Here is a 23,294-nt window from a genome sequence, read left to right on the forward strand (position 1 = left end):
TCAATTGCCTTGGAAACCATGAGTGTTGAGCGCTTTCTTGTCGGTACGTGTCTTGTCCGCGCGCACGGGCCTGCCAACTGCCCGAGGTTGCGAAGAGGTCTCAACTCACCTGCACGGGGGATGCGCGCCACGGCGTACACCACCGGCGCATAGATATATGTGCAGCGCGCCCCCGGATTCGTACGCCTTGATGCGGTGATGCCCCAGATGCCGATGGGACGGAGGAGGACGGGGCCGGCCGCTCGGCCGTGGCTATACGCAGCGGCGCCGAATCCTCATAAGGTGAGGAGTATTGGATGTCGGCGGCGGTCATGGGCCGCCGGTCTTCACGAGGAGGACTGCGGTGAGCGAGACGAGCCCCAAGCTGCGCGCCGAGCTGGAGGGGATCCCCACCTACAAGCCGGGCAAGCCCGCCGCGGCAGGTGGTCCGGTGGCCTACAAGCTGTCCTCCAACGAGAACCCCTACCCGCCGCTGCCGGGCGTGATGGAGAGCGTGACGGCGGCGGCCCGCAACTTCAACCGCTACCCGGACATGGCCTGCACAGCGCTGATGAACGAGTTGTCCGAGCGGTTCGGGGTGCCTCTGTCCCACCTGGCCACCGGCACCGGCTCGGTCGGTGTGGCCCAGCAGCTGATCCAGGCGACCTCGGGCCCCGGTGACGAGGTGATCTACGCCTGGCGCTCCTTCGAGGCCTACCCGATCATCACGCAGATCAGCGGCGCGACGTCGGTCCAGGTGCCGCTGACGCCCGGGGATGTGCACGACCTCGACGCGATGGCCGACGCGATCACCGATCGGACCCGGCTGATCTTCGTCTGCAACCCCAACAACCCGACGGGCACGGTGGTGCGGCGGGCGGAGCTGGAGCGCTTCCTCGACCGGGTCCCGCGCGATGTGCTGGTCGTCCTCGACGAGGCGTACCGGGAGTTCATCCGCGACTCCGAGGTGCCGGACGGCGTCGAGATCTACCGGAACCGGCCCAACGTCTGTGTCCTGCGGACCTTCTCCAAGGCGTACGGCCTCGCCGGCCTGCGCGTCGGTTTCGCCATCGCCCATGAGCCGGTGGCCGCGGCGCTGCGCAAGACGGCGGTGCCGTTCGGTGTGAGTCAGCTCGCGCAGGAGGCGGCGATCGCCTCGCTGCGGGCCGAGGACGAGCTGTTCGGCCGGGTCGGCTCGCTGGTGTGTGAGCGCACACGCGTGGTCGACGGACTGCGCTCGCAGGGCTGGACGGTGCCCGAGACCCAGGCCAACTTCGTGTGGCTGCGGCTGGCGGAGCGTACGGTCGCGTTCGCACAGGCCTGCGAGCAGGCGGGTGTGGTGATCCGGCCGTTCCCGGGCGAGGGTGCGCGGGTGACGGTCGGGGAGGCCGAGGCGAACGACATCTTCCTGAAGGTGTCGGAAGGGTTCCGCAAGGAGCAGGAGCAGTAGGGCTCCGCGAGGAGCAGTAGGAACCGCGAGGAGCAGTAGGAACTGCGAGGAGCAGTAGGGCTCCGCGGCCAGACAGTCGGGCTCCGTGAGGAGGGGTGAGGCTCTTCAGGTGGCTGCGAGCCCGGTCAGGCGTCCAGGAGTTCCACGCGTACGGGGTCGCCGTTCCGTACGGTCGCGAGCAGCCCGGGGTCGCCGTCGAAGCGGCCCAGGACATTGCACGGGCCGGCGAGGCGGCATTCGTCGCCCCGCGAGATCGGAGTGGGCCCGTAGGGGAGAGCGAGGGCATCGCCGTCGGTCCAGAAGGCGACGGTGCCCGGCTCGACGACCTCCTGGGCGCCTGTTTCACGTGAAACCGACACCCCGGTGTCGAAGTACACCTCCGCGCCCCAGGTGCGGGCGGTGGAGATCAGAGGCAGCGCCTCGACCAGGGCCTGGCTGGTCGGGGTGTCGTCGAGCGACGCGTCGAGATGGCCCGCGGGCCAGGAAATCCGAATCTGTAGCGGTGTCGGTGTCTGCATGCCGTCGATTCAACAATATGTTGAAGTTCGAGCCAAGAGCTCGACTGTGACGGGGGAGACAGGGACCCCCTCAAGGTGCCCGAAAGTCCGTGCTGCATAATGGCTTGTGAATGTGAACGCTTTCACAAGCGTATGTAAGGAGCGGCGACGTGGACCTGGCTTTGGCGCCGGAGACCCTGGCGCGATGGCAGTTCGGAATCACCACCGTCTACCACTTTCTGTTCGTCCCCCTGACGATCTCCCTGGCCGCGCTCACGGCCGGTCTGCAGACGGCGTGGGTGCGGACGGAGAAGGAGAAGTACCTCCAGGCGACCAAGTTCTGGGGGAAGCTCTTCCTGATCAACATCGCGATGGGTGTGGTCACCGGCATCGTGCAGGAGTTCCAGTTCGGCATGAACTGGTCCGACTACTCGCGCTTCGTCGGTGACGTCTTCGGTGCGCCGCTCGCCTTCGAGGCACTGATCGCGTTCTTCTTCGAGTCCACCTTCATCGGCCTGTGGATCTTCGGCTGGGACAAGCTGCCGAAGAAGATCCACCTGGCCTGCATATGGATGGTCTCCATCGGCACGATCCTGTCGGCCTACTTCATCCTCGCGGCCAACTCCTGGATGCAGCACCCGGTCGGCTACCGGATCAACGAGGCGAAGGGCCGGGCCGAGCTCACCGACTTCTGGCTGGTGCTGACCCAGAACACCGCCCTCGCCCAGGTCTTCCACACGCTCACCGCGGCGTTCCTGACCGGCGGCGCCTTCATGGTCGGCATCGCCGCCTTCCACCTGGTCCGCAAGAAGCACGTCCCCGTGATGAAGACCTCGCTCCGGCTGGGCCTGGTCACCGTCGTCATCGGCGGCCTCCTCACCGCGATCAGCGGCGATGTGCTCGGCAAGATCATGTACCAGCAGCAGCCGATGAAGATGGCCGCGGCCGAGGCGCTGTGGGACGGCGAGAAGCCGGCCCCCTTCTCGGTCTTCGCCGTCGGCGACGTCGACAAGGGACACAACAAGGTCGCCATCGAGATCCCCGGCCTGCTGTCCTTCCTCGCGAAGGACGACTTCACCTCGTACGTGCCCGGCATCAACGACGTCAACAAGGCCGAGCAGGAGCAGTACGGGCCCGGCGACTACCGGCCCAACATCCCCGTGGCCTACTGGGGCTTCCGGTGGATGATCGGCTTCGGCATGACGTCGTTCGCCATCGGACTGGCCGGGCTGTGGCTGACCCGCAAGAAGTTCATGCTGCCGCAGCATCTGAGGGTGGGCGACGACGAGGTGCCGCATCTCGTCCTGCTGCCGAAGAAGGCGCTCGGCCCGACCCTCACCAAGTGGTACTGGCGCATCGCGATCCTCACCCTGGGCTTCCCGCTGATCGCCAGCTCCTGGGGCTGGATCTTCACCGAGATGGGCCGCCAGCCGTGGGTCGTCTACGGCCTGTTCCAGACGCGTGACGCGGTCTCCCCCGGTGTGTCGCAGGCCGAGGTCATCACGTCGATGGTCGTCTTCACCACGCTGTACGCGATCCTCGCCGTCGTCGAGGTCAAGCTGCTGGTCAAGTACGTCAAGGCGGGCCCGCCGGAGCTCACCGAGGCCGACCTCAACCCGCCCACGAAGATCGGCGGCGACTCCCGTGACGCCGACAAGCCGATGGCCTTCTCGTACTAGGCCGAGGGAGCTGCTCAGTCATGGAACTGCACGACGTCTGGTTCGTCCTGATCGCCGTCCTGTGGACCGGCTACTTCTTCCTGGAGGGCTTCGACTTCGGGGTCGGGGTGCTCACGAAGCTGCTCGCCCGCAACCGGCCCGAGAAGCGGGTGCTGATCAACACCATCGGCCCCGTCTGGGACGGCAACGAAGTGTGGCTGCTCTCGGCGGCCGGCGCGACCTTCGCCGCCTTCCCCGATTGGTACGCCACGCTCTTCTCCGGCTTCTACCTGCCCCTGCTGCTCATTGTGGTCTGTCTGATCGTCAGGGGTGTCGCCTTCGAGTACCGCGTGAAGCGGCCCGAGGAGAACTGGCAGCGCAACTGGGAGACGGCGATCTTCTGGGCCTCGCTGCTGCCCGCCTTCCTGTGGGGCGTGGCCTTCGGCAACATCGTGCGGGGCGTCAAGATCGACCAGGACTTCAACTACGCCGGCGGCGTCCTGGACCTGCTCAACCCGTACGCACTGCTCGGTGGCCTGGTCACCCTGTCGCTGTTCACCTTCCACGGGACCGTGTTCGTCGGGCTCAAGACCGTCGGGGAGATTCGGGAGCGGGCGCGCAAGCTGGCGCTGCGGGTCGGAGCGGTGACCGCCCTGCTGGCGCTCGCCTTCCTGCTGTGGACGCAGTCCGACCGGGGAGACGGTCCGTCGCTCGTGGCGATGGTCGTGGCCGTGGCCTCGCTCCTCGTGGCCCTGGTCGCGGCACAGGCCGGGCGTGAGGGCTGGGCCTTCGCGCTGTCGGGGCTCACCATCGTGGCCACGGTGGCGATGCTGTTCCTGACGCTGTTCCCGAACGTCATGCCGTCGACGCTGAACCCGGACTGGAGCCTCACGGTCACCAATGCCTCGTCCAGCCCCTACACACTGAAGATCATGACCTGGTGTGCCGGGATCGCCACCCCGGTCGTCCTGCTCTACCAGGGCTGGACGTACTGGGTGTTCCGCAAGCGGATCGGTACGCAGCACATCGCCGAGACCGTGCACTGAGGTGTGTTTCACGTGAAACCGATCGACCCGCGTCTGCTCCGGTACGCCCGCGCCACCCGTGTCTTCCTCGTGGGCGTCGTCGCCCTGGGGGCGGTCGGCGCGGGGCTGGTCATCGCGCAGGCGATGCTCATCGCCGAGGTGGTGGTCGGCGCGTTCCAGCACCGCATGACGGTGTCCGGACTCGGCACTCCCCTGATGCTGTTGGCGGGCGTCGCGGTAGGCCGGGCGCTGGTCGGCTGGCTCACCGAACTCGCCGCGCACCGGGCGAGTGCGGCCGTGAAGTCCGAGCTGCGGGGACGGCTGCTGGAGCGTTCCGCGGAACTGGGGCCGGGCTGGCTGAGCGGGCAGCGGACCGGCTCGCTCGTCGCCCTGGCCACCCGGGGCGTCGACGCCCTCGACGACTACTTCTCGCGGTATCTGCCGCAGCTGGGCCTCGCGGTCGTCGTGCCGGTGGCGGTGCTGGCGCGGATCGTCACCGAGGACTGGGTCTCCGCGGCCATCATCGTCGGGACCCTGCCGCTCATCCCGGTCTTCATGGTGCTGATCGGCTGGGCCACCCAGTCCCGGATGGACCGTCAGTGGCGGCTGCTGTCACGGCTGTCCGGGCACTTCCTGGATGTCGTCGCGGGCCTGCCCACGCTGAAGGTCTTCGGACGGGCCAAGGCGCAGGCCGATTCGATCCGGCGCATCACCGGCGAGTACCGCCGGGCGACCATGCGGACGCTGCGGATCGCCTTCATCTCCTCGTTCGCCCTGGAACTGCTCGCGACGATCTCGGTGGCCCTGGTCGCCGTGACGATCGGCATGCGGCTGGTGCACGGCGAGATGGACCTGTACATCGGACTGGTGATCCTGATCCTCGCTCCCGAGGCGTATCTGCCGCTGCGGCAGGTCGGGGCGCAGTACCACGCGGCGGCGGAGGGGCTCGCCGCCGCCGAGGAGATCTTCGAGGTCCTGGAGACGCCCCCGCCGGCGTCCGGCTCCGAGGACGTGCCGGAGGGTGCGCTGTCCTTCGAGGGCGTGACCGTCCGCTACCCGGGGCGATCGGCGGACGCCGTCACGGACATGACCTTCCGCGTCGAGCCGGGGGAGACCGTCGCGCTGGTGGGACCGAGCGGCGCCGGCAAGTCGACGCTGCTGAGCGTCCTGCTGGGGTTCGTGCGACCGGCCGAGGGACAGGTGCGGGTCGGAGGTGTCGGCCTCGTCGATGCCGACCTGGAGCAGTGGCGCTCCCGGATCGCGTGGGTGCCGCAGCGGCCGCACCTCTGCGCCGGGACGATCGCCGAGAACGTGACGCTGGCGCGTCCCGGCGCCGACGACGACGCCGTACGGCGGGCACTGCGGGACGCCGGGGCGCTGGAGTTCGTCGACGCGCTGCCCGAGGGCGTGGAGACCGTGCTCGGTGAGGACGGCGCCGGGCTGTCCGCCGGGCAGCGCCAGCGCCTCGCACTGGCCCGCGCGTTCCTCGCCGACCGGCCCGTGCTGCTGCTCGACGAGCCGACGGCGGCGCTGGACGGGGCCACCGAGGCCGAGGTCGTCGCGGCGGTGCGGCGGCTCGCGGCCGGCCGGACGGTCCTGCTGGTGGTGCACCGGCCGGCCTTGCTGGACGTCGCGGACCGGGTGGTGCGGATGGCGGCGACGGACCCGGCGGTACGGGCGGCGGAGCCCGGCACCACCGCTGCCCTGCCGCCGGTGTCCGCCGCGACCGCGCCGGCCGGCACCCGGTTCGCCGAGGTCGAGCCGCCCGCCCCGGCCGAGCCCGTCGGACGGTCGGCGCGCGGCGGTGTCCTCACGCGCGTCCGCGCGATGTCCGGTGCCCGGCGCGGGCGGCTGGGACTCGCGCTGCTGCTCGGGAGCCTCGCCCTGGGGAGTGCCGTGGGGCTCATGGCCACCTCGGGGTGGCTGATCTCGCGGGCCTCGCAGCAGCCGCCCGTGCTGTATCTGATGATGGCCGTCACCGCGACACGGGCGTTCGGGATCGGACGGGCCGTGTTCCGGTACGCCGAGCGGCTGGTGTCGCACGACGCCGTGCTGCGGATGCTGGCGGACACCCGGGTCGCGGTGTTCCGCAGGCTGGAGCGGCTGGCACCGGCCGGACTGCGCCGGGTCCGGCGGGGCGATCTGCTCTCCCGGCTGGTGGCGGACGTGGACGCGCTGCAGGACTACTGGCTGCGGTGGCTGTTGCCGGCCGGGGCGGCCCTGGTCGTGTCGGCCGCGTCGGTCGGCTTCACCGCCTGGCTGCTCCCCGAGGCCGGGGCGGTGCTCGCGGCCGGGCTCCTGGCGGCCGGGGTCGTTGTACCGCTGATCACCGGCGCTGTGGCCCGCCGGGCCGAACACAGACTGGCACCCGCCCGGGGAGTGCTCGCGACGCGCGTGGCCGACCTGCTCACCGGCACCGCGGAACTGACCGTCGCCGGTGCGCTGCCCGCGCGGACCGCCCGGGCCCGCGAGGCGGACGGGGCACTGACCCGGATCGCCGCGCGGACCGCCACGGCCACCGCCCTGGGCGACGGTCTCACCGCGTTGATCTCGGGGCTGACCGTCACGGCCGCGGCGCTGGCCGGCGCACAGGCGGTCGCCGCCGGGCGGCTCGACGGCGTGGCCATGGCCGTTGTCGTACTGACCCCGCTCGCCGCCTTCGAGGCCGTGCTCGGGATGCCGCTCGCCGTGCAGTACCGGCAGCGCGTGCGCCGCAGCGCGGAGCGGGTGTACGAGGTGCTGGACGCTCCTGAGCCCGTGGGGGAGCCGGAGCGGCCCCGGAAGGCGCCCGCGTCGCCGTTCCCGGTCGTCGTCAGGGGGCTGGCCGCCCGGCACGCGGGGCAGGACCGGGAGGCCCTCGACGGGCTCGACCTGACCCTCGGCAAGGGGCGCCGGATCGCCGTGGTCGGGCCCTCCGGCTCCGGCAAGACCACGCTGGCGCAGGTGCTGCTGCGGTTCCTCGACGCGGAGGCGGGCTCGTACACGCTCGCGGGTGTGGACGCGTCCGCGCTGCACGGCGACGACGTACGACGGCTCGTCGGGCTGTGTGCGCAGGACGCGCATCTCTTCGACAGCTCGCTGCGCGAGAACCTGCTGCTCGCCCGGAAGGACGCCACCGAGGAGCAGTTGCGCGCCACGCTGGGCCGCGCCCGGCTGCTGGACTGGGCGGACAGCCTGCCCGACGGTCTCGACACGCTCGTCGGCGAGCACGGGGCGCGGCTGTCGGGAGGCCAGCGGCAGAGGCTGGCGCTGGCGCGGGCGCTGCTCGCCGACTTCCCCGTCCTGGTGCTGGACGAGCCCGCCGAGCACCTCGACCTGGCGACGGCCGACGCGCTCACCGCCGATCTGCTGGCCGTCACCGAGGGGCGGACCACGCTGCTCATCACGCACCGGCTGGCGGGCCTCGAAGCGGTCGACGAGGTGATCGTGCTGGACCGGGGGCGGGTCGTGCAGCGCGGCCGGTACGCGGACCTGCTGACAGCGCAGGGGCCGCTGCGGGAGATGGCGGAGCGGGAAGCCGCCGCACAGTCGCTGGTGGGAGCGCGGTAGCGGCCGGGGCGGTGTGCGCTGGGCCGTTCGGCGCAGCCGGTCCCCCAGCCGTAGGACGTGAACAGGACCGGGCCCGTGGTGCTGGGCGACGATCGCTGACATGCGCTCATATCGCCGCCATCGGCTGCTGGTTCCGGTCCTGCTGTGTGCGCTGACCGTGCTCGCGGCCCGGCCGTCGGCAGTGCCCGAGGAGCCCGGCAGCGGTACCCGCGCGGACACCGGCATCAGCGCCGAGGTGGCGCGGCTGTACGAGGAGGCCGCGGTGGCGACGCAAGCGTACGAGGCCGGCCGCAAGGAGGCCGAGGAGCAGCGGGCCGAGGTCCAGCGGGCGGAGGAACTCCTGGACGCGCAGCGGCGGCACATCGCCGTTCTGCACGAGGACCTCGGACGGATCGCCCGGGCCCAGTACCGCAGCAACGGGGGCCTTCCGGTGGCCGCGCACATGATCCTCGCCGACAGCCCCGACAGCCTGATGCGAGGTCAGCACGCCTTCTCGCTGGCGGACCTCGCCGTGAACAACGCGATCTCCGAGAACCGGCGGGCCGAGGCGCGGCTGGCGGCGGACGAGGCCAGGGCCGCGGACCGGTGGCAGGCGCTGGAGCGCCGCAACACGCAACTGGCGAGTCTGAAGGCGGACATCGAGCAGAAGCTGGAGTCGGCGCGCTCACAGCTCCAGGGGCAGGCGGATGCCGCGGCCGCCGCCGGGGCGTGCCGCGCAGCCGTCCGGCTCGACCAGCCGGAGACGGGGTTCACCGAGGGCGACTGGGTCGCTCCGGTCGAGACGTACGAGCTGTCGGCGTCCTACGGCAGCGGTGGTGCGCGCTGGTCGAACCGGCACACCGGGCAGGACTTCGCGGTGCCGATCGGCACGCCGGTGCGGGCCGTGGGCGCGGGCCGGGTGGTGAGGGTGTCCTGCGGCGGCCCCTTCGGCATGGAGATCGTGCTCGAGCACGCGGGCGGCTATTACACGCAGTACGCCCACCTCGCTTCGGTCGCGGTCGCCGAGGGGGCGAACGTCAGCCCCGGACAGTGGATCGGCCAGTCGGGCACCACGGGCAACTCCACCGGGCCGCACCTGCACTTCGAAGCCCGGATCACAGCGGAGTCGGGCTCGTCGGTGGACCCGGTCAACTGGCTGGCGGCGCGCGGGGTCTCCCTCTGAGGCACCCCGGCTCCGGTGGCTACGGCAGTTCCGTCAGCAACTGCTCGATCACGACCGCCACCCCGTCCTCGTTGTTCGCCACCGTCCGGCCGGAGGCGGCGGCGATCACGTCGGGGTGCGCGTTGCCCATCGCGTACGACCGGCCCGCCCAGGTCAGCATCTCCACGTCGTTCGGCATGTCGCCGAATGCGACGACCTGCTCGTGCGAGATGCCGCGCTCGGCGCAGCACAGCGCGAGAGTGCTGGCCTTCGACACTCCCGGGCCGCTGATCTCGAGGAGGGCGCTCGGGCTGGAGCGCGTGACGTCGGCGCGGTCGCCGATGGCGAGGCGGGCCAGGGTCAGGAAGGCGTCGGGGTCGATCTCGGGGTGGTAGGCGAGGATCTTCAGCACCGGCTCCGCGGCGGCCTGGTGGTCCGGGCCCAGCAGCTCCTCGGCCGGGGCGAGGCTGTCCGGTGTCTCCATGTGCAGCTTCGGGTACGTCGGCTCCTGGTAGAAGCCGTACGTCTGCTCCACCGCGTACACCGTGCCCGGTGCCGCGTCGCGCAGCAGCCGTACCGCGTCAAGGGCGTTCGCCCGGGCCAGCTCCCGCGTCTTGACGAACCGGTGGGCACCGGGGCCGCCGTGCAGGTCGACCACGGCGGCGCCGTTGCCGCAGATCGCCAGGCCGTGGCCGTGCACATGGTCGCTGACGACGTCCATCCAGCGGGCCGGGCGGCCCGTGACGAAGAAGACCTCGATGCCCGCCTTCTCGGCGGCCGCCAGCGCGGCGACCGTACGCGGGGACACCGACTTGTCGTCACGCAGCAGAGTGCCGTCGAGGTCGGTGGCGATCAGGCGCGGAGGGAGGGTCTCGGCCGCGGTCTGGGGCTGTCGGGTCGCTGAGGTCACCCGGTCATTGTCCCGCACATGTCTGCACGGGCGTGCGGGGCTCCGCACAGGTGAGTGGATACCGCTGCCACCAGGAGCCCCACAGGAGCAGCCGCTCCGCAAGGGCCCCGCGGTGGGGCGCCCGGCCGAGGCTCCGGCTGAGGTCCTGCGGAGCCCTGACGTGTCCGTGCGGCTCAGCGCAGCTGCGCCGGCGCCTCCATCGCGATCTGCTCGAAGACCTTCTCGTCCGCGGCGAAGGGCGAGTCGGGGATCGGCCAGTGGATCACGATCTCCGTGAAGCCGAGCTCCACATGCCGTCCGGCGAAGTCCACGAACGCGTCCACGGACTGGAGCGGGCCGAGACGGTCCGGCGTGAAACCGGTGAGCAGCACCCGGTCGAGATCGGTCATGTCGCGGCCGACCTCGGCGCAGATCTCGTCGAGCCTCTCCGCCTGCCCACGAATGGCCTGAACCGACTGCTCAGGCGTGCCGTTCTCGTACAGCTTCGGGTCGCCGGTGGTCACCCAGGCCTGTCCGAAACGGGCGGCCAGCCGCATCCCGCGTGGCCCGGTCGCGGCCACCGCGAAGGGCAGCCTGGGGCGCTGCACACAGCCGGGGACGTTCCGCGCCTCGTGGGCGGAGTAGAAGTCACCCTCGTAGGACACTGCGTCCTCGCAGAGCAGCCGGTCCAGCAGCGGGACGAACTCGGCGAAGCGGTCGGCGCGCTCACGCGGGCTCCACGGTTCCTGGCCGAGTGCGGTGGAGTCGAAACCGGAGCCGCCCGCGCCTATGCCCAGCGTGACCCGCCCACCGGAGATGTCGTCGAGGGAGATCAGCTCCTTGGCCAGCGTCACGGGGTGCCGGAAATTCGGAGAGGTCACCAGCGTGCCCAGCCGCAGCCGGTCGGTGACGCTCGCGGCGGCCGTGAGGGTCGGCACGGCGCCGAACCACGGGCCGTCCCGGAAGGTGCGCCAGGACAGGTGGTCGTAGGTGTACGCGGTGTGGAAACCGAGCTGGTCGGCACGCGTCCAGGCCGCGCGGCCGCCTTCGTGCCAGCGGCGGTGCGGGAGGATCACGGTGCTCAGACGCAGACTCATGGCATCGAGCCTAAGGGAGTCCGGTGGGTCACCCGTGTTTCACGTGAAACCGGTCACCCTGAGTGTCCGGTCACACTGATCAGGTCAATGCGGTCCGGGAAAGCGCAGGTAGCGCGGTGGTACGGCCTGGGTGAGCCACACCCCGTTGGCGCTGACGTGGAAGATGTGGCCGTCGGCGTGCATGGCCGAGGCGTCCACTCCGAGCACGACCGGCTGCCCCCGGCGGGCTCCGACCCGGGTCGCCGTCTCCTGGTCGGGCGAGAGGTGCACGGCATGCCGGTTCATCGGACGGAGTCCCTCGGCCCGGATCGCATCCAGGTGGCGGGCGACGGTGCCGTGGTAGAGGTGCGCGGGCGGAGTGGCCGACGCCAGGCCGAGGTCGACCTCGACGGTGTGACCCTGGCTGGCGCGGATCCGGGTGCCCTCGACGGCGAAACGCCGCTTGTCGTTGGTGGCGACGACATGGTCCAGCTCGTCGCGGGTGAACCGGAAACCGTGCGCGGCTGCCGCGGCGATCAAGGTGTCGATCTCGGCCCAGCCGGCCTCGTCGAGTGTGAGCCCGATACGTTCCGGTTGGTGGCGCAGATGCTTCGACAGGTACTTCGACACCTTCACGGTGCGTCTCTCGTCCATCCCACCAGAGTGCTGGAGAGACCCGAATCACGCGATCGAGTTTCACCTCGGAGGTTTGATCCACAGCGAAGTAAGGTTATCCACAGGGGAATTGGCGATTCTGTGGACAACTGGGCGCCTCGGAAGGGCATTTGGGCCTCGCCTCGCTTCGCCCGCCTCGCCTTACCGGCCTTGCCGGCTAGGTCCTCGCTTCGCCGGTCCCGCCTTACGCCCTTGCCTCGCCTTATAACGGCGGCCTCATCCGCGCCAGGCCTCGCAGTGCCCCCGGTGCCCAGCGGGACAACCATCGCGCACCCCGTGCCTCCGGTGTCACCGGCACCACCGCCTCATTGCGCGTGACCGCCCGCAGGATCGCACGGGCGACCTTCTCCGGAGGATAGTTCCGCAGCCCGTACAGGCGGGCTGCGCGCTTCTGCAGCCGCTTCTCCTCCAGGTCGTCGACCCCGGCGAAGTGCGCCGTCGACGTGATGGCGGTGTTCACGATGCCGGGGCAGACCGCCGTCACACCGATCCCACGCCCGGCGAGCTCCGCCCGCAGACACTCGCTGAGCATCAGCACGGCCGCCTTGGACGTGCTGTACGCGGGCAGCGCCCGGGACGGCTGGTACGCCGCGGCCGATGCCACGTTGACGATGTGGCCGCCCTGCCCGCGCTCGGCCATCCGCCGGCCGAAGAGCCGGCACCCGTGGATGACACCCCACAGGTTGACGTCGAGCACCTTCTTCCAGTCCTCCGGGGTGGTGTCGAAGAAGGAACCGGACAGCCCGATCCCGGCGTTGTTCACGAGGACGTCCACCACCCCGTACTCGGTGGTGACCTTGTCGGTGAGCCTCTCCATGGCCTGCTCGTCGGAGACGTCGGCCGTCTCCGTCCAGACCTCGGAGGCGCCCAGCAGGCGGCAGGACTCGGCCGTGCGGGCCGCCGCCTCCCCGTTCCGGTCGACGGCCACGACGCGCGCACCGGCCTCGGCGAACGCGAGCGCCGTCGCCCGCCCGATACCGCTGCCCGCCCCGGTGACCAGCACGAGCTGCCCGCCGAACCGCTGGGCGTGCTCGTCGCTCGCCGCCACCGGGAACTGCTTGTTCTCGACGGACGTCACGAACTCCTCGATCCACGAGGCCAGTCGGTCGGGGCGGGTCCGCGGGATCCAGTGGCCCGCCTGGACCGTTCGGCGGGTCAAGTGCGGAACCCACTGCTCCAGTTCGTCGTGGAGCCGCTCCGACAGGAACCGGTCCTCCAGGGGCGTGATGATCTGCACGGGCGCGTGGGCGTGCGCGTCCGGGCGTGGCGCGCGCAGCCGGGGCCGGACGTTGTCCCGGTACAGCCAGGCCCCGTGGGCCGCGTCCGACGGCAGGGACGCGGTGGGGTAGGCGCCCCGGGGCACCTTCTCGACCCGCTCCAGCATCCGCGGCCACCGTCTGCCGAGCGGGCCGCGCCAGGCAAGCTCGGGCAGCACGGGCGTATGCAGCAGGTACACGTACCAGGACCTGGCGCCCTGCCCGAGCAGCTGGCCGACCCGGCGTGGGGTGGGCCGCTTCACGCGCTGGTCGATCCAGTGGCCGAAATGGTCGAGGGACGGCCCGGACATCGAGGTGAACGAGGCGATGCGGCCCCTGGTGCGCTGCACGGTGGTGAACTCCCAGGCCTGCACCGAGCCCCAGTCGTGCCCGACCAGGTGCACCGGCGTGTCCGGGCTCACCGCGTCGGCGACGGCCAGGAAGTCGTCCGTCAGCTTCTCCAGCGTGAACCCGCCCCGCAGCGGCCGCGGGGCCGTCGACCGGCCGTGGCCGCGGACGTCGTACGCCACCACGTGGAAGCGTCCGGCGAGCCGCCCGGCGACCTCGGACCACACCTCCTTGCTGTCCGGGTAGCCGTGCACCAGGACGACCGTCGGCCGCCCCGGATCGCCCATCTCGGCCACGCACAGCTCGACTTCGCCGGTCCGCACCCTGCGCTCCCGCGCCCCCGTCAGCAACGTCATCCGGCGAATCTGGCAGTTGTTAGAGAGTTCGTCAACAGGGCGCTGCCCCGGCCCCCACCCGACGTGGTAACTCTCGAGAACCAGCTCCCCTAGGGGCCCGTAATACTCAGGGCTGATCCGAAGACAGCTCTGCGGAGTGATGCCCGCCACGCGCTCGGCCCCTACCTTCGGAGGGTGACTGTGATCGCGACCGAAAGCCTGAGCAAGCGGTTCCCCCGGGTGACCGCGCTTGACCGGCTCTCCGTGGACGTCGGGCCCGGTGTGACCGGACTCGTCGGAGCCAACGGAGCCGGCAAGTCCACACTGATCAAGATCCTGCTGGGTCTGTCCCCCGCCACCGAGGGCCGCGCCGAAGTGCTCGGTCTCGATGTCGCCACCAAGGGCGCCGACATCCGCGAGCGGGTCGGCTACATGCCCGAGCACGACTGCCTGCCGCCGGACGTCTCGGCCACCGAGTTCGTCGTCCACATGGCGCGCATGTCAGGCCTGCCGCCCACCGCCGCACGCGAGCGCACGGCCGACACCCTGCGCCACGTCGGCCTGTACGAGGAGCGCTACCGCCCCATCGGTGGCTACTCGACCGGCATGAAGCAGCGCGTGAAGCTCGCGCAGGCCCTCGTCCACGACCCGCAGCTGGTCTTCCTGGACGAGCCGACCAACGGCCTCGACCCGGTCGGACGCGACGAGATGCTCGGCCTGATCCGCCGGATCCACACCGACTTCGGCATCTCGGTCCTGGTCACCTCACACCTGCTGGGCGAGCTGGAGCGCACCTGCGACCACGTCGTCGTCGTGGACGGCGGCAAGCTCCTGCGCTCCAGCTCCACCACGGACTTCACGCAGACCACCACGACCCTCGCCATCGAGGTCACCGACACCGACGAGCACCCGGACGGCACCCGGGCGGTCCGCGAGGCGCTGCACGCGCGCGGGGTGAGCGTCGAGGACGGCAGCGGCCTGCCGGGCGCCGGCCACGTCCTGCTGCTCACGGCACAGGGCGAGGAGACGTACGACCTGGTCCGGGACGTGATCGCGGACCTCGGTCTCGGCCTGGTGCGCATGGAGCAGCGCCGGCACCACATCTCCGAGGTCTTCACCAGCAGCGACGAACGCGAGCAGCGGAAGGAGGCGGTCGGCCATGGCGGTTGAGCACTCCACGGGGGCAGCCGCCCCGGCACGGGGCGACCAGACCCGCATCCACAACATCGGCTACCGCAAATACGACGGCCCCCGCCTCGGCCGCGCCTACGCCCGCCGCTCCCTGTACTCGCAGTCCCTGCGCGGCTCCTACGGCCTCGGCCGCTCGGTCAAGTCCAAGGTGCTGCCGATGCTGCTGTTCGTGGTGATGTGCGTGCCCGCGGCCATCATGGTCGCCGTGGCGGTCGCCACCAAGGCCAACGCCCTCCCGCTGGACTACACGCGCAACGCGATCGTCATGCAGGCGGTCATCAGCCTGTACGTCGCCTCCCAGGCACCCCAGTCCGTCTCGCGGGACCTGCGCTTCAAGACCGTCCCGCTGTACTTCTCCCGGCCCATCGAGACCGCCGACTACGTCCGCGCCAAGTTCGCGGCACTGGCCTCGGCGCTGTTCATCCTGACCGCGGCGCCCCTGCTCGTCCTCTACGTGGGCGCGCTGCTCGCCAAGCTCGACTTCGCCGACCAGACCAAGGGATTCGCACAGGGACTGGTTTCCGTGGCACTGCTCTCACTGCTGTTCGCCGGCATCGGCCTGGTCATCGCGTCCTTCACGCCGCGCCGCGGCTTCGGCATCGCGGCCGTGATCGCCGTGCTGACCATCACCTACGGCGCCGTCTCCACCCTCCAGGCCATCGCCGACGCCCAGGGCAGCGGTGACGCCGTGCCGTGGATCGGGCTGTTCTCGCCGATCACGATCGTCGACGGGGTGCAGTCGGCCTTCCTGGGCGCGACGTCCGCCTCCCCCAGCGGGGTGGGCCCGAGCACAGCCGAGGGCATCGTCTACGTCGTCGTCGCCCTGGGCCTGATCGCGGCGAGCTACGGCCTCCTGATGCGCCGCTACAAGAAGGTGGGACTGTGACCACGCTCAACATCGACCACGTCTCCCGCTGGTTCGGCAACGTGGTCGCCGTCAACGACATCACGATGACCATCGGTCCCGGCGTCACGGGCCTGCTCGGCCCCAACGGCGCCGGAAAGTCCACCCTCATCAACATGATGGGCGGCTTCCTGGCCCCCTCCACCGGCACGGTCACCCTCGACGGCCAGGCCGTGTGGCGCAACGAGCAGATCTACAAGCACATCGGCGTCGTCCCCGAGCGGGAGGCGATGTACGACTTCCTCACCGGCAAGGAGTTCGTCCTGGCCAACGCCGAGCTGCACGGCCTCGGCGCCAAGGCCGCCCAGAAGGCGCTCGCCACCGTCGAGATGGAGTACGCCCAGGACCGCAAGATCCAGACGTACTCCAAGGGCATGCGCCAGCGCGTGAAGATGGCCTCCGCCCTGGTCCACGACCCCTCGCTGCTTCTGCTGGACGAGCCGTTCAACGGCATGGACCCACGCCAGCGCATGCAGCTGATGGACCTGCTGCGCCGCATGGGCGACGAGGGCCGCACGGTCCTGTTCTCGTCCCACATCCTCGAAGAGGTCGAGCAACTCGCCTGGCACATCGAGGTCGTCGTCGCCGGCCGGCACGCCGCCAGCGGCGACTTCCGCAAGATCCGCCGCCTGATGACCGACCGGCCGCACCGCTACCTGGTGCGCTCCAGCGACGACCGCGCCCTCGCGGCCGCGCTGATCGCCGACCCGTCGACGGCCGGCATCGAGGTCGACCTCGCCGAGGGCGCGCTGCGCATCCAGGCCGTCGACTTCGGCCGCTTCACGGCCCTGTTGCCGCGGGTGGCCAGGGACCACGGCATCCGGCTGCTCACGGTCTCGCCGTCCGACGAGTCCCTCGAGTCCGTCTTCTCGTACCTCGTCGCGGCGTAGGAGGCCCTGATGTACGACCCCACAGTCGCCCGGCTCACCTACCGGGCCCTGCTCGGCCGACGCCGGGCCCTCATCCTCGGTGCCCTGCCGATGCTGCTGATCGTGATCGCCGTGGCGGTGCGTGCTCTGGCCGGCGCGGACGACCAGACGGCGTCCGACCTGCTGGGCGGACTCGCCCTCGCCACGATGGTGCCGATCATCGGCGTCATCGCCGGTACGGGCGCGATCGGACCGGAGATCGACGACGGCTCGGTGGTGTATCTGCTGTCCAAGCCGATCAAACGGCCGACGATCATCTTCACCAAGCTGATCGTCGCGATCGCCGTGACCATGGTGTTCTCCGCGGTACCGACGCTCATCGCCGGCTTCATCCTGAACGGAAACGGCCAGCAGGTCGCCGTCGCCTACACGGTGGCCGCGCTGGTCGCGTCCATCGCGTACGCGGCCCTGTTCCTGCTGCTGGGCACGGTCTCGCGGCACGCGGTGGTGTTCGGTCTCGTCTACGCGCTGGTCTGGGAGGCCCTGTTCGGCTCCCTGGTGCCGGGCGCGCGCACGCTCAGCGTCCAGCAGTGGTCGCTTGCGGTGGCCCAGAAGGTGTCCGGCGGCGACCTGGTCTCCTCGGACGTGGGTCTGACCACGGCGACGGTGCTGCTGGTCGCCGTCACCGTGCTGGCCACCTGGTTCGCCGGACAGAAGCTGCGCTCCCTGACGCTCGCCGGCGAGGAGTGACGTGCCCCGGCCTTGACGGAGGCTTCATCTTCGCCCGGGCACACTGGGCGAACGGGATGTAGGCGAAGCAATACGGAAGTTGGACGACTGGGAGGACTTCAATGGCGGGCGAGAAGGACAGCTTCGACGATGTCGTACTGGACGAGGACTTCATACGCTCCGCCGGGACCTCCGAGCCGTCCGCCCGTGCCCGGATGCTCGCCGCGAAGTGGCGCCGTGAGGAACCGGAGCCGCAGCCCTGGCGCTCCGACGAGCCGCCCGCGGGCTGGTTCTTCAGTAAGGTCCGGCGGCGCAGGTGGCGCAGGAAGTAACCGGCCGCGCCGCCGGTCCGGCCGCCGATTTAATCAGTGGCGTCCAATTCGCCCGGCGGGCACAGTGGTTGTCATCACCGCCGGGCGCAGAGCCCGGCGCCGTGTTCCGGGAGAGGAGCGGGACGATGTCCATGCACGGCAGTACGTCCAGCTCCCTTCAGGGCAGCCGGCGGCGGGATCCGGAGTAGCCACTACCCCTCCGTGGAACCCGCCCGCACGGGGAGCTGCCCGGGGCGGCCGCTTCGAGCACGCGAATCGCACATCGCGTGGGCCGCCCACCCGGAGGATTGGCCGAGTGGTAAGGCACCGGTTTGCTAAACCGTGGTCGGGTCGAAAGGCCCGCGCACGTTCGATCCGTGCATCCTCCGCCGCGCATCATCGAGCCCCGAGTACCGGGTCTTGAACAGTGGCCCGCGGTCCGGGCCCCGAGCAACAGGCTCCGGCCACCGGGCCCGACGCTCAGCCCAGCAACCGCTCCAGCACCACCGCGATGCCGTCCTCGTCGTGCGAGGACGTCACCTCGTCGGCCACCGCCTTCAGTTCCTCGTGGGCGTCCGCCATGGCGATGCCGTAGGAGGCCCAGGCGAACATCGGTATGTCGTTGGGCATGTCGCCGAAGGCGATCGTGTCGGCGGCCTTCAGACCGAGCCGGCGAGCCGCCAGGGACAGCCCCGTCGCCTTGGACAGACCCAGTGGAAGCAGCTCGACGATGCCCGCGCCCGCCATCGTGACGGTGACAAAACCGCCGGCGGTGCGCGTCGCCGCCTCGCAGAGTTCGTCGTCGGTCAGCGTCGGGTGCTGGATGTACAGCTTGTTCAGGGGCGCGGCCCACAGGTCCGACACGTCCGTGAAGGGCGTGGCGGGCAGGGTGCCGTGCACCGCGTAGCCCGGGCCCACCAGCACCTCGCCGTCGAGGCCGTCGCGGCTCGCCGCCAGGTGGAGCGGGCCCACCTCCGCCTCGATCTTGGCCAGCGCCACCCCGGCCAGCTGCCGGTCCAGCGTCACCGACGTCAGCAGGCGGTGCGCGCCGGCGTCGTAGACCTGCGCGCCCTGACCGCAGACGGCGAGGCCCTGGTAGCCGAGGTCGTCGAGGATGTGCCGGGTCCACGGGACGGCGCGGCCGGTGACGACGATGTGCGCGGCGCCCGCCGCGGTGGCCGCCGCGAGCGCGTCACGGGTGCGCCGGGACACCGTGTCGTCGGAACGCAGCAGCGTCCCGTCGAGATCGGTGGCGACGAGCCGGTACGGGAAGGCGGCCGGGGAAGCCGTGTCGCTCACTTGGCCACCGGCTCCAGGACCTCCCGGCCGCCGAGGTACGGGCGCAGCACCTCGGGCACGCGCACCGAACCGTCGGCCTGCTGGTGGTTCTCCAGGATCGCCACGATCGTGCGTGGGACGGCGCACAGCGTGCCGTTGAGCGTGGCCAGCGGGCGGACCTGCTTGCCCTCACGGACGCGGATCGACAGGCGGCGGGACTGGAACTCGGTGCAGTCCGAGGTCGAGGTCAGCTCGCGGTACTTGCCCTGGGTCGGGATCCACGCCTCGCAGTCGAACTTGCGGGAGGCCGAGGAGCCGAGGTCGGCCGACGCGACGTCGATGACCCGGAACGGCAGCTCCAGCGAGGTCAGCCACTGCTTCTCCCACTCCAGCAGGCGCTGGTGCTCGGCCTGCGACTCCTCGGGAGCGACGTAGGAGAACATCTCCACCTTGTCGAACTGGTGCACGCGGAAGATGCCCCGGGTGTCCTTGCCGTGCGAACCGGCCTCGCGGCGGAAGCAGGGTGAGAAGCCCGCGTAGCGCAGGGGGAGGCGGTCGGCGTCGAGGATCTCGTCCATGTGGTACGCCGCGAGCGCCACCTCGGACGTGCCGACCAGGTAGAGGTCGTCGTCGGCGAGGTGGTAGACGTCCTGTGCCGCCTGGCCGAGGAAGCCGGTGCCCGCCATGGACTGGGGGCGGACCAGCGCCGGGGTCAGCATCGGGGTGAAGCCGGCCGCGGTGGCCTGCGCCATCGCCGCGTTCACCAGGGCGAGCTCCAGGAGCGCGCCCACGCCGGTCAGGAAGTAGAAGCGCGAACCGGAGACCTTGGCGCCGCGCTCGACGTCGATGGCGCCGAGGAGCTGGCCGAGCGCCAGGTGGTCCTTGGGCTCGAAGCCCTCGGCGGCGAAGTCGCGGATCGTGCCGTGCGTCTCGCGGGTGACGAAGTCCTCCTCGCCGCCCACGGGCACGTCCGGGTGCACCAGGTTGCCGAGCCGCTGGAGCAGCTCCTGGGTCTCGGTCGCGGCAGCGTCGCGGTCCGCGTCGGCGGCCTTGACGTCGGCGGCGAGCTGGCCCGCCTTCTTCAGCAGCTCGGCCTTCTCGTCGCCGGCCGCCTTGGGGATGAGCTTGCCGAGCGCCTTCTGCTCGGCGCGGAGCTCGTCGAAGCGGACGCCGGACGACCTGCGCCGCTCGTCGGCAGACAGGAGGGCGTCGACGAGCGCGACGTCCTCTCCACGGGCGCGCTGCGACGCGCGCACACGGTCGGGGTCCTCACGGAGCAGGCGAAGGTCAATCACGCGCCCAAGGCTACCGGTGCGGGATGACCGCCCACGACTCACTATTACGCTCGTGCCTTACGTACCGTTATGAGCGAATTGCACGCAGTGTCAATAAAGAAGACGTCTCTCCCCGGAACGTGGCATCCGGCGGGCGTCGGCTTGACTCTAATCCCTTGGGCGGGAAGGGACTTGGGCTTCCGTTGTCCACAGCGATCCACATCCGGAGAAGAGTTATCCACAGGCTGTGTGGAAGATCTGTGGACTACGGAATTGATCACTCCGAATGGTCGGACCGTCCCATGAATTCCCGGGACAAACCCCCTCTACTCTCACTTTCGAGTGGAAGTGGGTCACCTCGAAGGGTTACGCAAGGGAAAACGGTGGACGAAGGGTGACCTGCCCGGCGATGGGCACATCAAGGACCTGTAGGGCGATTTGTCGACTGACTCACGGTTCGTTGTCGACTTGTCCCCAGGTCGAGAAGCGGACCTGTGGATAACTTCTGTGGATAACGACAATCAGCAGGTACGACCAAGCGCGGAACGGGCGGGAACCCGACTAGAAGCGCCCGTCCTGGCACCGCGCGACCCAGTCCGCCGCCCCGGCGAACTCCGCGTCCGACGTCCCCAGCCGCGGCGGCTGCACATCCGCCGGCTGCATGTCCGCACGCGGGTAGGAGCCCAGGTAGCGCACCTGGAGGCAGATCCGCTTCAGACCCATCAAGGCGTCGGCCACCCGGCGGTCGGAGATGTGGCCCTCGGCGTCGATGCAGAAGCAGTAGTTGCCGATGCCGGCGCCGGTGGGCCGGGACTGCAGCAGCATGAGGTTGATGCCGCGGGTGGCGAACTCGCCCAGCAGGTCACGCAGGCCGCCGGGGTGGTCGTCGCGCTGCCACAGCACGATCGAGGTCTTGTCCGCGCCGGTCGGCGCCGCGGGCCGGGCGGGCCGGCCCACCAGCACGAACCGCGTCTGGGCGTTCTCCGCGTCGTGGATCTGGGTCTCCAGGGCCTCCAGACCGTAGCGGGCGGCCGCGAACTCTCCCGCGAAGGCGGCGTCGTACTGGCCCTCCTGGACCAGTCGCGCGGCGTCCGCGTTCGAGGCGGCAGACTCCCAGTGCGCGTCCGGGAGGTGCTTCTTCAGCCAGTTGCGCACCTGCGGCTGCGCGGCCGGATGGGCCGAGACGGTCTTGATGTCCGACAGCTTCGTGCCCGGGCGGACCAGCAGCGCGAAGGTGATCGACAGCAGCACCTCGCGGTAGATCATCAGGGGCGCGCCGACGACCAGCTCGTCGAGAGTGGTGGTGATGCCGCCCTCGACGGAGTTCTCGATCGGCACGAACGCGGCCTCGGCCTCGCCGGCCCGTACCGCGTCGAGCGCGGACTGGACGGACACGTACGGGATGAGCTCCCGGGTGGCGGCCTCGGGAAGCGTGCGCAGGGCGACTTCGGTGAAGGTGCCCTCAGGGCCGAGATACGCATAGCTCGCTGGCATGACCTCACCCTAATGGGCTCGCGGAAGCGCCATCCCCCCACAAGCACACGCAGGGGTGAACTCTCACCCCTCCAGCAACTTCTGCCCCACGTACTCTCCCTCGGCGGCCCCGCCCGGCACAGCGAACAGTCCGCTCGACTCGTGCCGGATGAACTGCGACAGGGCGTCGCCCCGGTCGAGCTTGCGCTGCACCGGCACGAAGCCGCGCAGGGGATCGGCCTGCCAGCAGATGAAGAGCAGACCGGCGTCGGGCACCCCGTCCGGGTCGATGCCGTCGTGGAAGGAGAAGGGCCGGCGGAGCATCGCCGCGCCGCCGTTCTGGTCGGGCCGGGTGATGCGGGCGTGGGCGTTGATCGGGACGACCAGGTTGCCCTTCGCATCGGTCTTCTCCAGGTCCATCGCCGTCGTCTCGCTGCCCCCGGACAGGGCCGCTCCGTCGGACTTGCGGCGTCCGATCACGCCCTCCTGCGCCTTGACGGAGAGCTGCTCCCAGTCGTCGAGGAGCATGCGGATCCGGCGTACGACGGCGTAGGAGCCGTTCGCCATCCAGGCCGGGGAGCCCTTCTCCGGCTTCTCCGGCACGAAGATGCGCCGGTCGAAGTCGGACTCGGACGGCTTGGGGTTGCGGGTGCCGTCGATCTGACCCATCAGGTTGCGGGCCGTCATGGGGTGGGAGGTGGCACCCGGTGAGCGGTTGAAGCCGTTCATCTGCCAGCGCACCTTCGCGGCCCGGCCCGCGTCCTTCTGGATCGCGCGCAGGGCGTGGAAGGCGACGAGGGCGTCGTTGGCGCCGATCTGCACCCACAGGTCGCCGTTGCTGCGGTTCTTGTCGAGGTGGTCCGAGGAGAACTCGGGCAGTGGGTCCAGGGCGGTCGGACGCTGCTTCTCCAGGCCGGTCCGGGCGAAGAAGCTGTGGCCGAAGCCGAAGGTGATCGTCAGCGACGAGGGCCCGGCGTCGCGGGCGACGTCGGTGTCCTCGTGGGTGCTCGGCTCACCTGCCATCAGCCGCCGGGCCGTCTCCGACCAGCGGCGGAGCAGGGCGGCTGCCTCCTTGCGGCCGGCGCCCGCCGCGAGGTCGAAGGCGACGAGGTGGCCACGTGCCTGGAGGCCGTCCGTGATGCCGGGCTGATGTTTCCCGTGAAACATCGCCCGGTCCGTGCCGAGGGCGGTGAGCGGAGTGGCCGCTTCTGAGGGTGCGGCGGCGTAACCCACGGCGGCGCCCGCCGTGCCGAGGACGAGTCCGCTGGCACCGGCGGTACCGAGCAGCCGCCGCCGTGAGATGCCCTCGTGGGCGAAGGCCGTTTCGCTCTCCCCCGGGCCGGCCTCGGCGGTGCGGGCCTTCGGAAGGGACTGGTCAGGCATGGTG

Annotated in this window: 19 protein-coding genes and 1 tRNA gene; 11 read left to right on the forward strand and 9 right to left on the reverse strand. The window is 70.6% G+C overall.

Annotation, left to right across the window (positions count from 1 at the left end; genetic code table 11):
* Positions 1 to 343: 343 nt before the first annotated feature.
* Complete coding sequence (gene hisC, locus ACFCXS_RS26275) at positions 344 to 1,429, forward strand: histidinol-phosphate transaminase (RefSeq protein ID WP_376645775.1); 1,086 nt, start codon at positions 344 to 346, stop codon at positions 1,427 to 1,429.
* A gap of 125 nt (positions 1,430 to 1,554) precedes the next feature.
* Here hisC and ACFCXS_RS26280 read toward each other — a convergent pair whose 3' ends face one another.
* On the reverse strand, positions 1,555 to 1,947 hold the full coding sequence (locus ACFCXS_RS26280) for a cyclophilin-like fold protein (RefSeq protein ID WP_376645776.1): 393 nt from the start codon (positions 1,945 to 1,947) through the stop codon (positions 1,555 to 1,557).
* A 149-nt stretch (positions 1,948 to 2,096) separates the two neighbouring features.
* Between ACFCXS_RS26280 and ACFCXS_RS26285 the strand changes: the two genes are divergently transcribed.
* From ACFCXS_RS26285 to ACFCXS_RS26300, 4 genes are all read left to right on the forward strand, one after another.
* Positions 2,097 to 3,605 carry a cytochrome ubiquinol oxidase subunit I gene (locus ACFCXS_RS26285; RefSeq protein WP_376645777.1) on the forward strand — a complete coding sequence of 503 codons (1,509 nt, stop codon included), beginning with the start codon at positions 2,097 to 2,099 and terminating at the stop codon, positions 3,603 to 3,605.
* A 20-nt stretch (positions 3,606 to 3,625) separates the two neighbouring features.
* A complete protein-coding gene (gene cydB / locus ACFCXS_RS26290) occupies positions 3,626 to 4,630 on the forward strand; it encodes a cytochrome d ubiquinol oxidase subunit II (RefSeq protein ID WP_376645778.1) in 1,005 nt (334 codons plus the stop codon).
* 12 nt (positions 4,631 to 4,642) lie between these two features.
* Complete coding sequence (gene cydD, locus ACFCXS_RS26295; protein ID WP_376645779.1) at positions 4,643 to 8,158, forward strand: thiol reductant ABC exporter subunit CydD; 3,516 nt, start codon at positions 4,643 to 4,645, stop codon at positions 8,156 to 8,158.
* A 100-nt stretch (positions 8,159 to 8,258) separates the two neighbouring features.
* The gene (locus ACFCXS_RS26300) at positions 8,259 to 9,320 is read left to right on the forward strand and encodes a peptidoglycan DD-metalloendopeptidase family protein (protein ID WP_376645780.1); all 1,062 of its coding nucleotides are present in this window, start codon (positions 8,259 to 8,261) and stop codon (positions 9,318 to 9,320) included.
* Positions 9,321 to 9,339: 19 nt separating this feature from the next.
* Here the strand turns inward: ACFCXS_RS26300 and ACFCXS_RS26305 are convergent, their stop codons facing one another.
* The 4 genes from ACFCXS_RS26305 to ACFCXS_RS26320 form a co-directional block, all read right to left on the reverse strand.
* Positions 9,340 to 10,227 (reverse strand): Cof-type HAD-IIB family hydrolase, encoded by an 888-nt coding sequence (locus ACFCXS_RS26305; RefSeq protein ID WP_376645781.1) that lies wholly within the window; start codon positions 10,225 to 10,227, stop codon positions 9,340 to 9,342.
* 155 nt (positions 10,228 to 10,382) lie between these two features.
* On the reverse strand, positions 10,383 to 11,285 hold the full coding sequence (locus ACFCXS_RS26310) for an LLM class flavin-dependent oxidoreductase (RefSeq protein ID WP_376645782.1): 903 nt from the start codon (positions 11,283 to 11,285) through the stop codon (positions 10,383 to 10,385).
* An 84-nt stretch (positions 11,286 to 11,369) separates the two neighbouring features.
* Complete coding sequence (locus ACFCXS_RS26315) at positions 11,370 to 11,918, reverse strand: RNA 2'-phosphotransferase (protein ID WP_376645783.1); 549 nt, start codon at positions 11,916 to 11,918, stop codon at positions 11,370 to 11,372.
* A 223-nt stretch (positions 11,919 to 12,141) separates the two neighbouring features.
* Positions 12,142 to 13,899: an SDR family oxidoreductase gene (locus ACFCXS_RS26320; RefSeq protein WP_376645784.1), complete on the reverse strand. Its 1,758-nt coding sequence runs from the start codon at positions 13,897 to 13,899 to the stop codon at positions 12,142 to 12,144.
* Positions 13,900 to 14,079: 180 nt separating this feature from the next.
* Between ACFCXS_RS26320 and ACFCXS_RS26325 the strand changes: the two genes are divergently transcribed.
* From ACFCXS_RS26325 to ACFCXS_RS26350, 6 genes are all read left to right on the forward strand, one after another.
* Complete coding sequence (locus ACFCXS_RS26325; protein ID WP_376645867.1) at positions 14,080 to 15,048, forward strand: ABC transporter ATP-binding protein; 969 nt, start codon at positions 14,080 to 14,082, stop codon at positions 15,046 to 15,048.
* Positions 15,038 to 15,955, forward strand: coding sequence for an ABC transporter permease (locus ACFCXS_RS26330; protein ID WP_376645785.1), 918 nt, complete (start codon positions 15,038 to 15,040; stop codon positions 15,953 to 15,955). Before ACFCXS_RS26325 ends, ACFCXS_RS26330 begins: the two co-directional genes overlap by 11 nt.
* Positions 15,952 to 16,863, forward strand: coding sequence for an ABC transporter ATP-binding protein (locus tag ACFCXS_RS26335; protein WP_097217810.1), 912 nt, complete (start codon positions 15,952 to 15,954; stop codon positions 16,861 to 16,863). Before ACFCXS_RS26330 ends, ACFCXS_RS26335 begins: the two co-directional genes overlap by 4 nt.
* 9 nt (positions 16,864 to 16,872) lie before the next feature.
* Positions 16,873 to 17,592 (forward strand): ABC transporter permease, encoded by a 720-nt coding sequence (locus tag ACFCXS_RS26340; RefSeq protein ID WP_104779072.1) that lies wholly within the window; start codon positions 16,873 to 16,875, stop codon positions 17,590 to 17,592.
* Between the two features lie 101 nt (positions 17,593 to 17,693).
* Positions 17,694 to 17,903 (forward strand): hypothetical protein, encoded by a 210-nt coding sequence (locus ACFCXS_RS26345; RefSeq protein ID WP_376645786.1) that lies wholly within the window; start codon positions 17,694 to 17,696, stop codon positions 17,901 to 17,903.
* 281 nt (positions 17,904 to 18,184) lie between these two features.
* Positions 18,185 to 18,271, forward strand: a tRNA-Ser gene (locus tag ACFCXS_RS26350).
* A gap of 91 nt (positions 18,272 to 18,362) precedes the next feature.
* Here ACFCXS_RS26350 and ACFCXS_RS26355 read toward each other — a convergent pair.
* From ACFCXS_RS26355 to efeB, 4 genes are all read right to left on the reverse strand, one after another.
* Positions 18,363 to 19,181: an HAD family hydrolase gene (locus ACFCXS_RS26355; protein WP_376645787.1), complete on the reverse strand. Its 819-nt coding sequence runs from the start codon at positions 19,179 to 19,181 to the stop codon at positions 18,363 to 18,365.
* Positions 19,178 to 20,455 carry a serine--tRNA ligase gene (gene serS / locus ACFCXS_RS26360; protein ID WP_376645788.1) on the reverse strand — a complete coding sequence of 426 codons (1,278 nt, stop codon included), beginning with the start codon at positions 20,453 to 20,455 and terminating at the stop codon, positions 19,178 to 19,180. The genes ACFCXS_RS26355 and serS overlap by 4 nt, the downstream gene beginning before the upstream one ends.
* Positions 20,456 to 20,995: 540 nt before the next feature.
* Positions 20,996 to 21,928, reverse strand: coding sequence for a prephenate dehydratase (pheA, locus tag ACFCXS_RS26365; protein WP_376645789.1), 933 nt, complete (start codon positions 21,926 to 21,928; stop codon positions 20,996 to 20,998).
* A gap of 63 nt (positions 21,929 to 21,991) precedes the next feature.
* On the reverse strand, positions 21,992 to 23,290 hold the full coding sequence (efeB, locus tag ACFCXS_RS26370) for an iron uptake transporter deferrochelatase/peroxidase subunit (protein WP_376645790.1): 1,299 nt from the start codon (positions 23,288 to 23,290) through the stop codon (positions 21,992 to 21,994).
* Positions 23,291 to 23,294 lie beyond the last annotated feature (4 nt).

Source organism: Streptomyces sp. NPDC056373, from assembly GCF_042262425.1.
Taxonomy (GTDB): Bacteria; Actinomycetota; Actinomycetes; order Streptomycetales; family Streptomycetaceae; genus Streptomyces.